The sequence below is a fragment of the Streptomyces sp. GMY02 genome, from assembly GCF_019056675.1.
Lineage (GTDB): Bacteria > Actinomycetota > Actinomycetes > Streptomycetales > Streptomycetaceae > Streptomyces > Streptomyces odonnellii.
In genome coordinates this window covers 7,039,982-7,053,652 of the sequence record NZ_CP077658.1, presented here as the reverse complement: position 1 = coordinate 7,053,652, position 13,671 = coordinate 7,039,982, and the positions used below count along the sequence as shown (strand labels likewise).

The window sequence follows — 13,671 nt, the reverse complement described above, 5'->3', positions numbered from 1 at the left end:
CCCGTCTGTTCGTACCGACGTCGCGCCGTGTTGTCCAGATATTCCGCGCCGTGACTGGTCAGAGCTTGATCAGCGCGTCCAGCGGAGCGCCCCGAAGCTCTGGTTCCAGCCGCCGCCGGCCGGCCAGGAAACCGAGTTCCATCAGGACCGCGACGCCCACCACCTCGGCGCCCGCCCGCCGGACGAGCTGAACGGACGCCTCGGCCGTACCGCCGGTGGCCAGCACATCGTCGATGACGATGACCCGGTCACCCGCGTCCAGGTCCTCGGCGTGGACCTCCAGCTCGGCCGAGCCGTACTCCAGGTCGTACGTCTGCGACAGCGTGGCACCGGGGAGCTTGCCCGCCTTGCGTACGGGGATGAAGCCGAGGCCCGCCTTGATCGCCACCGGGGCGGCCAGGATGAAGCCCCGGGCCTCCAGGCCGACGACCTTGGTGGCGCCGTGCCGCGCGCACAGCTCCGCGAGGGCGTCGGTCAGCGCCGTGAAGGCCTTCGGGTCCGCCAGCAGCGGGGTGATGTCCTTGAACACCACCCCGGGCTTGGGGTAGTCCGCGACATCACGGATACGGCTGAGCAGCAGCTCCCGGAGGCTGTCGTCGGTCACCTGCGCCTCCCGGACGGGCGGCCACCACCGCCGCGGCCACCGCGGCCCCGCGGGCCGGCCGCCGCGGCTGCGGCCGGGGCCGCCGCCTCACCGGGCTCGGTGTCCTCTTCGGTCTCCGCGTCGGCCGGACCGTCGGCCGCTTCGCCCTTGGCCGCCGCGGCGGCCCGCTTGTTGAGCACCCGCTTCTTCAGCGCCCTGATCTGCGGGTCGCGTTCCTTGAGGTCGGCGACGAGCGGGGTGGCGATGAAGATCGAGGAGTACGCACCGGCGGCGAGGCCGACGAAGAGCGAGAGCGAGATGTCGTTCAGCATGCCGGCGCCGAGGAAGCCGCCGCCGATGAAGAGCAGACCGGCCACCGGCAGCAGCGCGACCACGGTGGTGTTGATCGAACGGACCAGGGTGCTGTTGATCGACCGGTTCGCGATCTCGCTGTAGGTCCAGCGGGTCTGTTTGGTGATGTCCTTCGACCCCTCCTTGAGACTGTCGAAGACGACGACGGTGTCGTAGAGGGAGTAACCGAGGATGGTGAGCAGACCGATCACCGTACCGGGCGTGACCTCGAAGCCGACGAGGGCGTACACACCGACGGTGATGGTGAGGTCGTGGATCAGGGCGATCAGGGCCGCGACCGCCATTCTCCATTCGAAGGCGATCGCCAGATAGATCACCACCAGGATCATGAAGATCCCGAGACCCGTCCATGCCTTGTTGGCGATCGTCTCGCCCCAGCTCGGGCCGACCAGGTCGGCGTTGATCTTCGCCTCGTCGACCTTGAGGTCCTCGGCGAGCTGGGTCTTCACCGCGTCGGCCTGCTTGGTGTCCAGTTCGGTGACCTGGATCCGCAGTCCGCCGTTGCCGAGCTGCTGGACGATCGCGTCGTGCCCGGAGGCCTTTTCGGTGTCCGCCTGGGCCTGGGCCACCGAGACGCTGGTGCTCGGGACGGTGAAGACGGCACCGCCCTTGAACTCGATGCCCATGTTGAGGCCGCGTACGGCCAGGCCGACGATGGCCGTGATGGTGATCAGGATCGAGATCCCGTACCAGATCTTCCGCTTGCCGACGAAGTCGTAGCCGACTTCGCCACGGTAGAGCCTGGCGCCGAGTGCGCCGAGTCGCGACATCTCACGCCTCCTTCGGTTCGGTGGGGGCGCTTGCACGGCGGGAACGGCGCAGCGGCGGCTTGGCGCCGAGCCGCTCGGGGTCGAGACCGGACCAGGAATGTCCGCTGGCGAAGAACTTCTTCTGGGCGAGGAGCGTCATCACCGGCTTGGTGAAGAAGAACACCACGACCACGTCGAGGACGGTGGTCAGACCCAGGGTGAAGGCGAAGCCCTGGACCTTGCCGACGGTGACCAGGAAGAGCACCGCTGCGGCAAGGAACGACACGAAGTCGGAGACCAGGATCGTACGGCGGGCACGCGGCCAGGCGCGCTCGACGGCCGGCCGGAGCGTACGGCCCTCGCGGATCTCGTCCCTTATCCGTTCGAAGTACACGATGAACGAGTCGGCGGTGATACCGATGGCGACGATCGCTCCGCAGACCGCGGGCAGGTTCAGCGCGAAGCCGATGCCCGGGCCGAGCAGGGCCATGATCGTGTACGTCATGACCGCCGAGGCCGCGAGGCTGAGGATGGCGATCAGCGACAGGCCTCGGTAGTAGGTCACCAGATAGATGACCACCAGGGCGAGGCCGATCGCGCCGGCGATCAGACCGGCGTGGAGCTGTTCACCGCCGAGCGCGGCGGTGACGGTGGTGACGCTCTGCTCCTCGAAGGTCAGGGGCAGCGCGCCGTACGACAGGATGTTGGCCAGGTCCTGGGCGGACTGCTGGGTGAAGCTGCCGGAGATCTCGGCGCTGCCGCCGAGGGTCTGGCTCACCGAGGGCGCCGAGACGACATTGCCGTCGAGGACGATGGCGAACTGGTTCATCGGCGGCTGCTGCTGGGAGAGCTTGCCGGTGATGGACTGGAACTTCTTGGTGCCGCCACCGGTGAAGTCCATGGTGACGATCCACATGCCGCGCTGGGGGTCGAGCACGCCCTTGGCGTCGTCGACGTCCGTGCCCTCCAGCTCGGCGGGACCGAGGATGTACTTCTCCCACTGGTCACCGGAGTTCTTGCCGCAGGCCACGATGGTGTCCTTGGGCGCGGCTCCCTGGTTGGCCTTGGTGCGCTGGGCCTCTTTGGTGCAGTCCAGGTCCGTGAACTTCTTCTCCAGCGCGGCGGTGGCCGGGTCCGCGGACGGTGTCGCGGACGGGTCGGGGGTCGCCGGGGCGCTGGGCGAGCCCGAGGCGGAGCCGCTCGGGGTGGGGTCGTCCTTCTTCAGGGCGTCGGTGACGGCCCGGCCCTGGGTGGTGGCGCTCGACGAGGGGGTCGCCGACGAGGAGGGCTCGCTCGCCTTCTCCCCAGTGGCCGAGGCGCTCGGCGCGGGGCTGCCCGAGGGGCTGGGAGAGCCGCTCGCGGTGGGTGCCGGAGCGGTCTGGCCCCCGGCCGCGACGGTCAGCACCGGCCGGAAGTAGAGCTGGGCGGTGGTGCCGACCTGCTCCCTGGCCTGCTTCTCGTTCGTCCCCTTGGGGATGTTGACGATGATGTTCTCGTCACCCTGGGTCTGGACCTCGGCCTCCGAGACGCCAAGACCGTTGACACGCCGCTCGATGATGCTGACGGCGGTGTCCATATTGGTCTTGTTGATCGCGTTCGGCTTGCCCGGTGTGTTCTTCGCCTGGAGCGTGATGCTCGTACCGCCGGCGAGGTCGATCCCCAGACGTGGCGTGACATGACCGGACCAGAACATCCCGCCCGTGAGGGCGACCATGGCAATCAGGAACAGTGCCAGGGTGCGGCCCGGCCTGCCTGGGGACCCCGCTTGCCTTCGGCCCTTATTAGGTGCTGCCACCTTCTCGATTCTCCCTGTCCAACCGCCCCACGCCGGGTGTGCGCCGGAGCGGCCACGAAGTGTTGTGGGGACCTGCCCCAGCGGAAATCAGCACGGACCGTGCTCCCCGGGCCGCGGTACGGCCAGCGGGCGCGGCCTGACTACTTCGCGCCGCCCTCGCCGTCGGCCTTGTCTCCGGACTTGTCGGACGCGTCCTCGGACTTCGCGTTCTTGGCGTCCTTGACGTCCTCGGCGTCCGTCCCCGTCTCCTTGACCAGATCGATCTTGGCGTCGTCCGTGGCGGCGGTGGCGTCGGCGTCGATCAGTGAGGAGGCGTCGTCCGGCACGACCGTACCGTCGGCCGCGAGGGCGTCGTCGCCGTGCACGATGCGGTTGTACTCGTCGTCGTCCAGGACGGCTCCGATGGCGTTCTTGGCGTAGACGGCGTGGACACCGGGAGCGACCTCCAGGAGGACCGTGTCGTCGTGCACCTCCTTCACGGTGGCGTACATGCCCCCGATGGTGCGGACGCCGGTGCCGGGCTGCATGTCGTTGCGCATCTGCACAGCGGCCTGCTGCTTCTTCTTGGCGGACCGGGTCATCAGGAACATGGCCCCGATGAGCACGATGAAGGGGAGGAGGGTCACGAGACTCACGGGAGGGAACTTCCTTCGCACGACCGCCTTGTCGAGCGGCCTGTCATATACGGGGGTGGGCACGCCGACCTGTAGGGGCGGCATCGGCGGAGTCTAAGCGAGTCCGCGTCGTTGGAACAACGCCCGGCACCGTACGCGGGTTCCTGGCCGGGCGTGCGGCTTCGCGGTCACGTCCCGAACAGCCCCTGTTGTCCGCCCGCGCCGGGTGGGCGCTGCGGTGGTACGAGCCCGAGGTGGTCCCACGCGGCGGGGGTGGCGACCCGGCCGCGGGGGGTACGGGCGAGCAGGCCCTCCCGTACCAGAAAGGGCTCGGCGACCTCCTCGACCGTCTCGCGCTCCTCCCCCACGGCCACCGCCAGGGTCGACAGGCCGACCGGTCCGCCGCCGAAGAGCTTGAGGAGGGCCTGGAGCACGGCCCGGTCCAGCCGGTCGAGGCCGCGCGCGTCGACCTCGTACACCGCGAGGGCGACCGCGGCCACCTCGCGGTTGATCTGTCCGTCGGCCTTGACCTGGGCGTAGTCCCGTACGCGGCGCAGCAGCCGGTTGGCGATCCGGGGGTGCCACGGGAGCGTCCGGCGATCTCCGCGGCGCCGGCGGGGTCGATCTCCAGGTCGAGAAGCTGGGCGGAGCGGTGGATGACCCGCTCCAGTTCGGCGCTCTCGTAGAACTCCATATGGCCGGTGAAGCCGAACCGGTCGCGCAGCGGGGGCGGCAGCAGTCCGGCCCGGGTGGTGGCACCGACCAAGGTGAAGGGCGGCAGCTCCAGGGGAATGGCGGTGGCGCCCGGACCCTTGCCGACGATCACGTCGACCCGGAAGTCCTCCATCGCCATGTAGAGCATTTCCTCGGCGGGCCTGGACATCCGGTGGATCTCGTCCAGGAAGAGGACCTCGCCCTCCTGGAGGGAGGAGAGGATCGCGGCGAGATCGCCGGCGTGCTGGATGGCGGGGCCCGAGGTGATCCGGATCGGGGCGTTCATCTCGGCCGCGATGATCATGGAGAGGGTGGTCTTGCCCAGTCCCGGCGCTCCGGAGAGCAGCACGTGGTCGGCGGTGGCGCCGCGCGCCAGGGCCGCCTTGAGCACTAGGTCGAGCTGTTCGCGGACGCGCTCCTGGCCCACGAACTCGTCCAGCGACTTGGGCCGCAGGGCCGCCTCGACGGCCTGGTCCTCGCCGTCCGCGGAGGCGCGGACGAGCCGCTCCGCCGCGGCGTCGGGCGTCTCGCCGCCGGTGTCGTCCCAGTTCACTCTCTGTCTCACCTCGGGGTAGGGCCTTGGGGGCAGGGCCTCGATGGGCCGGGTACGGTCCGGCCCGGTCGGGGCGCGCTCCGGTCGGCTAACGCGTTCTGTTCAGGCTCTGGAGCGCGGCGCGCAGCAACTGCGGTACGGGAGGCTGGGCCCCCTGCGCCAGGGCGGCCTCGGCCTGGGGCGTGACCTGCGCGACCGCCTCGTCCGCCTCGCGCGGGGCGTAGCCGAGGCCGATCAGCGCGGCGTGCAGTTGCTCGTGCCAGGAGGCGGGGGCCGTGGCGGCGGCGCCCTGGCGGCCGATGACCGTGCCGAGCGGTTCGCCGAGCCGGTCCTTCAGCTCCAGCAGCAGCTTCTGGGCGCCCTTCTTGCCGATGCCCGGGACGGCCGTGAGCGCCTTCTCGTCGCCGGTGGAGACGGCGACGCGCAGGGCGTCCGGTGTGTGTACGGCGAGCATCGCCTGCGCCAGCCGGGGCCCGACGCCGCTGGCGGTCTGGAGCAGCTCGAAAACCTGCCGTTCGTCGTCGTCCGCGAAGCCGTAGAGGGTGAGCGAGTCCTCCCGTACGACCAGGGACGTGGCCAGCTTCGCGGGGCGGCCGATCTGGAGGGAGGCGAGGGTGCCGGGGGTGCACTGGACGGCCATGCCGACCCCGCCGACCTCGATCACGGCCGTGGTCGGGGCGAGCGCGGCGACCGGGCCGCTGACGAACGCGATCATCGCGGGGCCTTCCGTACGGATGCGGTGGTGGGTCCGGCGGCGGGGACTCGCGAGGCGCGGGCCGCCGCCTGGGCCTGCTGGAGCCGGTTCATGGCGGGCGCACGCCACAGATGGCAGATGGCGAGGGCGAGCGCGTCCGCGGCGTCGGCCGGCTTCGGCGGGGCGTCGAGGCGCAGCAGCCGGGTGACCATCGCGCCGACCTGGGCCTTGTCCGCCCGGCCGCTGCCGGTGACGGCGGCCTTGACCTCGCTGGGGGTGTGCAGCGCGACGGGTATGCCGCGGCGCGAGGCGCAGAGCATGGCGACGGCGCTGGCCTGGGCGGTGCCCATGACCGTACGCACATTGTGCTGCGCGAACACCCGCTCCACCGCGACGAGTTCGGGCCGGTGCTCGTCGAGCCAGGCTTCGATGCCGCGCTCGATGGCGACCAGGCGCTCGCCGGTCTCGGCGTCGGCGGGCGTACGGACCACGCCCACCCCGAGCATCGTCAGCGGGCGTCCCGCGGAGCCCTCGACGACGCCGACGCCGCACCGGGTCAGTCCGGGGTCAATGCCCAGCACCCGCATCGCGCCCTCCCCTCACTCCCACCCCGTGGTCGCCCCTGTGCCGCCACGGATGATCAGCGCTGCTCAGCACAGTAGCGGTCGGCACCGACAACGCGGCGGGCCGGCGGAGTGGTGTCCCCGCCGGCCCGTTCGCCCAGGTCCTGTCAGGAGCCCGTGTCAGGCGTCCAGGAGCCCGTGTCAGGCGTCGACCTTCTCCATGACGTCGTCCGAGACATCGAAGTTGGCGAAGACGTTCTGGACGTCGTCGCTGTCCTCCAGCGCGTCGATCAGCTTGAAGATCTTGCGCGCGCCCTCCTCGTCCAGCTCGACCTGCATGGTCGGGACGAAGGTGGCCTCGGCGGAGTCGTAGTCCATCCCGGCCTCCTGGAGCGAGGTGCGGACCGCGACCAGGTCGGTGGCCTCGCTGAGGACCTCGAAGGACTCGCCGAGGTCGTTGACCTCCTCGGCGCCCGCGTCCAGGACGGCGCCCAGCACATCGTCCTCGCCCAGATCGCCCTTGGGGACGATCACCACGCCCTTGCGGTTGAAGAGGTACGAGACGGAGCCCGGGTCGGCCATCGAGCCGCCGTTGCGCGTCATCGCGACGCGGACGTCGGAGGCCGCGCGGTTGCGGTTGTCGGTGAGGCACTCGATCAGGACGGCGACACCGTTCGGGCCGTATCCCTCGTACATGATCGTCTCGTAGTCGGCGCCACCGGCCTCGAGACCGGCCCCGCGCTTCACGGCCGAGTCGATGTTCTTGTTCGGCACGGAGCTCTTCTTCGCCTTCTGGATGGCGTCGAAGAGGGTCGGGTTGCCCTCGACGTCGGCGCCGCCGGTGCGGGCCGCGACCTCGATGTTCTTGATCAGCTTCGCGAAGAGCTTGCCGCGCTTGGCGTCGATCACGGCCTTCTTGTGCTTCGTCGTAGCCCATTTAGAGTGGCCGGACATCTGCCTGTCTCCTTCGCGTAACCGGTTCTGCCTCTGTTCGGCAGAGATCCTACCGGGACCAACTCAACGGCCCGTCACCCAGCCGCCACCCCTCGAGGAGCGCTGTCGCGCGCGCCTTCCGACGCGCCCCGGGTCTCCGTGCGGACCATCTCGGTGAAAAGACGGTGCAGCCGGTGGTCGCCGGTGAGCTCCGGGTGGAACGAGGTCGCCAGTGCGTTGTCCTGCCGTACGGCGACGACGTGTCCTCCGTAGGAGGCGAGCACTTTCACCTCCGCGCCCACCGATTCCACCCAGGGCGCGCGGATGAAGACGCCCTCGACGGGACCGCCCTCGACCCCGTCGACCTCCACGGCCGCCTCGAAGGACTCGTTCTGCCTGCCGAAGGCGTTCCTGCGGACGATCATGTCGATACCGCCGATGGTCTCCTGGCCCGAGCGGGGATCGAGGATCTTCTCGGCGAGCATGATCATCCCGGCGCAGGTGCCGTACACGGGCATCCCTGCCCGTACCCGGGCACGCAGCGGGTCAAGCATCCCGAAGAGCGCTGCCAGCTTGGACATGGTCGTGGACTCGCCGCCCGGGATCACCAGGCCGTCGACCTCGGCGAGCTCCTCCGGGCGCCGGACGGTCCTGGCCTCGGCGTCCGCCGCGGCCAGGGCGCCCAGATGCTCCCGGACGTCGCCCTGGAGCGCCAGGACGCCGATCACAGGGGTGTGCGTGCTCATGGGGGGCGTTACCAGCCGCGCTTCGCGTAGTGCTCGGACTCCGGCAGGGTGTCGATGTTGATACCGACCATGGCCTCACCCAGGTTCCGGGAGGCGTCCGCGATGATCTTGGGGTCGTCGTAGAAGGTGGTGGCCTTCACGATGGCGGCGGCGCGCTTGGCCGGGTCGCCCGACTTGAAGATGCCGGATCCGACGAAGACGCCCTCGGCGCCGAGCTGGCGCATCAGCGCCGCGTCGGCCGGGGTGGCGACGCCGCCGGCGGAGAAGAGCACCACGGGCAGCTTGCCCAGCGCGGCGACCTCCTTGACGATCTCGTACGGGGCGCGCAGCTCCTTGGCGGCGGCGTACAGCTCGTTGTTGTCGAAGCCGCGGAGCCTGGCGATCTCGTTCTTGATCTGGCGCAGGTGGCGGACCGCCTCGACGACATTGCCGGTGCCGGCCTCGCCCTTGGAGCGGATCATGGCCGCGCCCTCGGCGATCCGGCGCAGGGCCTCGCCGAGGTTGGTGGCGCCGCAGACGAAGGGGGTGGTGAACGCCCACTTGTCGGAGTGGTTGACCTCGTCGGCGGGGGTCAGCACCTCGGACTCGTCGATGTAGTCCACACCGAGGGACTGGAGGACCTGCGCCTCGACGAAGTGGCCGATCCGCGACTTGGCCATGACGGGGATCGAGACGGCCTCGATGATGCCCTCGATCATGTCCGGGTCGGACATCCGGGCGACGCCGCCGTCCTTGCGGATGTCGGCGGGGACCCGCTCCAGGGCCATCACGGCGACCGCGCCGGCGTCCTCGGCGATCTTCGCCTGGTCCGGGGTGACGACATCCATGATCACGCCGCCCTTGAGCTGCTCGGCCATACCGCGCTTGACGCGCGCGGTGCCGGTCTCGGCGGACTGAGGGGTGGTGGGGAGCGGGCTGGACACGAAGCGACCTCACTGGCTCACTGGCTGAAAAGGACGGGGAACTGCCGAATAAGAGAACGCCCCGGGTGCGGTCCACAGCAAGGGCCAATGAACAGGCGGTGGATCGTTCTCAACGCCGAGGGGCCGGGGCGGGGGCCGGGTTGGGTGCCGGTTGGGCCGCTGGGCGCCGGTGAGCGGGGGCCGGTTCAGGTACCGGGGCGGTCCGCCAGCGCTACGGGCGGCTCGTCGTCCATCTCGAAGGCGAGCGGGAACGGGGCGTGGCCGGCGAGCCGGAACCAGCGGACCATACGGTGCCGGCGCAGGGCACGGGCGGCGCGTACGGCGTCGTTGTGGAACCGCCGGGCCATCGGTACGCGCCGTACCGCCGCGGCGAGTTCGCCCGCGGCCTCGTCGCCGCCGGGGGCCACCCGTACCGCTTCCACCTGTGCGGCCTCCCCGAACACGGCCCGCAGCGCCTGGCTCAGCTCGCTCTCGGCGACCTCGCGCTGCTCCTCCTCGGCCTGGCGGGCGGCGTGCGCGGCCTGGTACAGCACGATGGACGCGGCGGGGTCCAGCACTCCGGAGGTGGCCAGCTCCTGGGTGACCGAGGCGCGCCGCAGCAACTGCGCGTCGAGGGCGGCGCGGGCTGCGTCGATACGGGTGTGCAGCCGGTCGAGACGGCCGGCGGTCCAGCTCAGGTAGAGCGCGGTGGCGACGGCGGCGACGACGATCCAGACGAGAGTTTCGGTCACGCGGGGCAGGCTACCGGTGCGTTCTCCGTGACCGGGGGGATGTCCCCCACCCCGCCCTTTCCCGAAACCGGGGGCAGGCCCCCGCGCCCCCGGCCCCCTCCTACGGAGAGGGAAAGTTCACGGGGCCGACGCCCCGCAGCCCCCGACGGCGCCGGCTCCGCGGCGCCCGCACCAACGGCGATACGGACGACGGTACGGGCCAGTGCCCGCGCCTCCGCAGCCCTGCGAGGCGGATCGCCTACGGCGACACCGGCAGCGGTGCAGGCCGACGCCCGCAGGTCCGCAGCGCGGATCGCCAACGCCCACACCGACGGCAATACGGGCCAGGGACCGCACCCCCGCCTCGCTCGCCCGCAGCGCTTGCGCAACGGCGACACCTACAGCGGTACGGCCGACGCCCGCGTGCTCCGCCGACGCCCCGCAGGCGGCGTACGGGCCGACGCCCCCATCGACGGCGGTGCGGGGCGATGCCCGCGCCCCCAACCACCGTCCGTTCCGCACCTGGCGCAGCGTCAGGCCGGGGACGGGGTTGTGCCTGTGCGGTATTGGGGGTTTGGCGTTGGGGTGGTGCCCGTGCCCGTGCCGTCGTGTTCGCCGCGGCGGAAGAGGCGGCCCCGCAGGCCCGTGCGGTCGTCCGCCGCCACCGACGCCGCGCCGTCCGTCACTGTTTCGTAGACCGCCAGGATGTCCGCGCCGACCGTGGCCCAGTCGAAGCGGCGGACATGGGCGCTGCCGCGTTCGCGGAGGGCCTCGCGGCGCGGGGCGTCGCCCAGCAGACGGACCGCCGCGCCCGCCAGCGCGTCCGCGTCCTCGTTGGTGAAGAGTTCGCCCGCCGCCCCCTGGTCCAGGACCTGCGCGAACGCGTCCAGGTCGCTCGCCAGCACCGCCGCACCCGCCGACAGCGCCTCGACCAGGATGATGCCGAAGCTCTCACCGCCCGTGTTGGGCGCGATGTACAGGTCGACGCTTCTCAGCAGCCGCGCCTTGTCCTCGTCGCTGACCATCCCGAGGAACTCGACCCGCGACCGCATCTCCCTGGGAAGCGACCCCACCGCCTCCCTCTCGTCCCCGCGCCCCGCCACCAGCAGCCGCGTCTCGGGATAGACCGCGAGGATCTTCGGCAGGGCCTTCATCAGCACCGGCAGCCCCTTGCGCGGCTCGTCGATCCGCCCGATGAACCCGATCGTCCGCCCCTGCCACGCCGGGTTGACCTCGGCCTTGGCGAAGAAGTCGACATCGACGCCGTTCGGGATCACCACCGCGTCCCCGCCGAGGTGCTCCACCAGCGTCCGCCGCGCGTACTCGCTGACCGCGATCCGCGCGCTGATCTTCTCCAGCGCCGGCTGGAGGATCGGGTACGCCGCGATCATCGCCCGCGACCGCGGATTCGACGTGTGGAACGTCGCGACGATCGGCCCCTGCGCCGCCCAGCAGGCGAGCAGCCCCAGCGACGGCGAGGTCGGCTCATGGATGTGGATCACGTCGAACGTGCCGTCGTGCAGCCAGCGGCGGACCCGCGCCGCCGACAGGAAGCCGAAGTTCAGCCGGGCGACCGAGCCGTTGTACGGCACGGGCACGGCCCGCCCCGCCGAGACGGCGTACGGCGGCAGCGGCGTCTCGTCGTCCGCGGGCGCCAGCACGGACACCTCGTGGCCGAGCCTGATCAGATGCTCCGCCAGGTCCCTGATGTGGAACTGGACACCTCCGGGCACATCCCACGAGTACGGACAGACGATGCCGATCCTCACAGCGGGCCCCCAGCCGAGCCGCCGGTGCGTCCTGGTTCGAGATCCGCGAGCCACAGCCGTTGCAGCATATGCCAGTCCTCCGGGTGCTCGGCGATTCCGGTGGCGAAGACGTCGGCCACCGCCTGTGTCATCACAGACGTCTTTTCGGCCCGCGTACCTGACTCGGGCACCTCGACGGCCGGATGCACCCGCCCCCGCATCACCGGCGAGTCGTCGTACCACAGCGTCGCCGGCAGCAGCAGCGCACCGGTCTGCTGGGCCAGCAGCGCGGGCCCGGCCGGCATCCGGGCCGTCTGCCCGAAGAACTCGACCTCGACGCCGGAGGCCGACAGATCGCGGTCGGCGACCAGACAGACCAGACCGCCGCTCCTCAGCCGCCGCGCCAGCGCCCCGAACGCCGAGCCGCCGGTGTGCGGCAGCACCTCCATGCCCAGGCTCTCGCGGTAGGCCACGAACCGGTCGTACAGCGACTCCGGCTTGAGCCGCTCCGCGACCGTCGTGAACGGCACCCCCTGCCCCCGGGTGAGCCACGCCCCCGCCAGGTCCCAGTTGGCCAGGTGCGGCAGCGCCAGGATGACGCCCCGCCCGGCCGCGAGCCCGTCCGTCAGCGCGTGTATGTCCTTGATCTCGACCCCGCCGGCGACCCGCTCCGTACTCCAGGCGGGCAGCCGGAACGACTCCATCCAGTACCGCATGTACGAGCGCATCCCGGCCCTGGACAGCTCCGCGAGCCGCTCGGGCCCCGCGTCCGGCACGACCCGCGCCAGATTGGCCTCGAGGCGCAGCACGCTCTTGCCGCGCCGCTTCCACACGGTGTCCGCGATGGTCCGGCCGAGCCCGGTGGCCACGGGCTCCGGGAGCTTCTTGACCGTGCTCCAGCCCAGCCCGTACAGGATGTCGGTCAGCCGCTCGCTCGCACCGCTCATGACGCGCTCCCGCTCCCCTGCCTGCCGCCGCCCCCCGCGCTGCCCGGCCCCGGTCCGGCCGCCGCCGCGGCGTCGGCCTCCGCGGACTCCCGCCGTACGGTCACGACCCGCTGCCCCAGTGTGACGGCACTGCCCACCGCCACCGCCCACAGCGCGATCGGCAGCAGGATGTCGATCCCCGGCACACCGAAGGCGTGCAGCCCGGCCAGACCGGCCGCGACCAGCGAGACCACCAGCCGCTCCGCCCGTTCGACCAGCCCGTTGACGGCGACGGGCAGCCCGATGGACTCGCCGCGGGCCTTGGTGTACGAGACGACCTGACCGCTCGCCAGACAGAAGATCGCGACGGCGCACAGCGCGTTGTCGTCGCCCTTGCCCGCGTACCAGAGCGCGAAGCCGCCGAAGATCGCCCCGTCTGCGACCCGGTCGAGCGTCGAGTCGAGGAAGGCGCCCCAGCGGCTGGAGATCCCCGCCTGCCTGGCCATATTGCCGTCGACGAGATCGGAGAACACGAACAGGGTGATGACGATCGTGCCCCAGAAGAACTCCCCCGGGGGAAGAAGGCCAGTGCGCCCACCACCACCCCGGCCGTGCCGATCAGTGTGACGGCGTCCGGACTCACTCCGCGCCGGAGCAGAAACGCCGCGAACGGTGTGAGGACACGCGTGAAGAATGCACGCGCGTACTTGTTCAGCATGGCCTTCCCGAGGTTCGGTGGGCCGAGCGGCCCCGACGGCCACCGGCTAGGTCCTGTCCGGCCGGTCTTCGCTGCCGGCCGACGGCGTCCGGTGCCGTGCGTCGCAAGGCGGAGGATCGCCCTGTACGGAACGTACTTGGGCGAATCCGGCAGCGCAGCGAGGGGCGGCCGGACAGGACCTCGCCCATCGTAGCCACGACCCTCACACCGTACCGCCGGGCACCCACAGCACGCCCCCGCGTACGACGTATGGACGCACCATGGCCGGAGTGCGAAGCTCGAAGGACCACCGCGGGCATCGCCGGAGCTGCCGCGGCGGCTCCCCCGGCC

General features: G+C 71.1%; 11 protein-coding genes and 3 pseudogenes. All 14 read right to left on the bottom strand.

Annotation, left to right across the window (positions count from 1 at the left end):
* Nucleotides 1–58: 58 nt before the first annotated feature.
* Nucleotides 59–604, bottom strand: a complete 546-nt coding sequence (locus KQY30_RS30050; protein WP_217309641.1) for an adenine phosphoribosyltransferase — start codon at nt 602–604, stop codon at nt 59–61.
* Complete coding sequence (gene secF / locus KQY30_RS30045; RefSeq protein ID WP_217309639.1) at nt 601–1,725, bottom strand: protein translocase subunit SecF; 1,125 nt, start codon at nt 1,723–1,725, stop codon at nt 601–603. Before secF ends, KQY30_RS30050 begins: the two co-directional genes overlap by 4 nt.
* Before the next feature lies 1 nt (nt 1,726).
* Complete coding sequence (secD, locus tag KQY30_RS30040; RefSeq protein ID WP_217309637.1) at nt 1,727–3,499, bottom strand: protein translocase subunit SecD; 1,773 nt, start codon at nt 3,497–3,499, stop codon at nt 1,727–1,729.
* Between the two features lie 140 nt (nt 3,500–3,639).
* Entirely contained in the window at nt 3,640–4,134 is a 495-nt protein-coding gene (gene yajC, locus KQY30_RS30035) for a preprotein translocase subunit YajC (protein WP_217309636.1), read from the bottom strand.
* A 167-nt stretch (nt 4,135–4,301) separates the two neighbouring features.
* Nucleotides 4,302–5,380 (bottom strand): annotated as a pseudogene (gene ruvB, locus KQY30_RS30030) (Holliday junction branch migration DNA helicase RuvB).
* Nucleotides 5,381–5,468: 88 nt separating this feature from the next.
* The gene (gene ruvA / locus KQY30_RS30025) at nt 5,469–6,095 is read right to left on the bottom strand and encodes a Holliday junction branch migration protein RuvA (protein ID WP_217309635.1); all 627 of its coding nucleotides are present in this window, start codon (nt 6,093–6,095) and stop codon (nt 5,469–5,471) included.
* Nucleotides 6,092–6,661, bottom strand: a complete 570-nt coding sequence (gene ruvC / locus KQY30_RS30020; RefSeq protein ID WP_217309634.1) for a crossover junction endodeoxyribonuclease RuvC — start codon at nt 6,659–6,661, stop codon at nt 6,092–6,094. The genes ruvA and ruvC overlap by 4 nt, the downstream gene beginning before the upstream one ends.
* A 177-nt stretch (nt 6,662–6,838) precedes the next feature.
* On the bottom strand, nt 6,839–7,591 hold the full coding sequence (locus KQY30_RS30015; RefSeq protein WP_217309633.1) for a YebC/PmpR family DNA-binding transcriptional regulator: 753 nt from the start codon (nt 7,589–7,591) through the stop codon (nt 6,839–6,841).
* Nucleotides 7,592–7,665: 74 nt separating this feature from the next.
* Complete coding sequence (gene pdxT, locus KQY30_RS30010) at nt 7,666–8,316, bottom strand: pyridoxal 5'-phosphate synthase glutaminase subunit PdxT (protein ID WP_217309632.1); 651 nt, start codon at nt 8,314–8,316, stop codon at nt 7,666–7,668.
* 8 nt (nt 8,317–8,324) lie between these two features.
* Nucleotides 8,325–9,239 carry a pyridoxal 5'-phosphate synthase lyase subunit PdxS gene (pdxS, locus tag KQY30_RS30005; RefSeq protein WP_046509200.1) on the bottom strand — a complete coding sequence of 305 codons (915 nt, stop codon included), beginning with the start codon at nt 9,237–9,239 and terminating at the stop codon, nt 8,325–8,327.
* A 185-nt stretch (nt 9,240–9,424) separates the two neighbouring features.
* Nucleotides 9,425–9,970, bottom strand: a complete 546-nt coding sequence (locus KQY30_RS30000; protein ID WP_217309631.1) for a hypothetical protein — start codon at nt 9,968–9,970, stop codon at nt 9,425–9,427.
* A 614-nt stretch (nt 9,971–10,584) separates the two neighbouring features.
* A pseudogene (locus tag KQY30_RS29995) lies at nt 10,585–11,718 on the bottom strand (glycosyltransferase family 4 protein); the annotation flags it as partial.
* Nucleotides 11,715–12,644, bottom strand: a complete 930-nt coding sequence (locus KQY30_RS29990; RefSeq protein WP_217309630.1) for a phosphatidylinositol mannoside acyltransferase — start codon at nt 12,642–12,644, stop codon at nt 11,715–11,717. The gene KQY30_RS29990 and the pseudogene KQY30_RS29995, both read right to left, overlap by 4 nt.
* Nucleotides 12,641–13,341: pseudogene (gene pgsA / locus KQY30_RS29985) on the bottom strand (phosphatidylinositol phosphate synthase). Before pgsA ends, KQY30_RS29990 begins: the two are co-directional and overlap by 4 nt.
* Nucleotides 13,342–13,671: the final 330 nt, after the last annotated feature.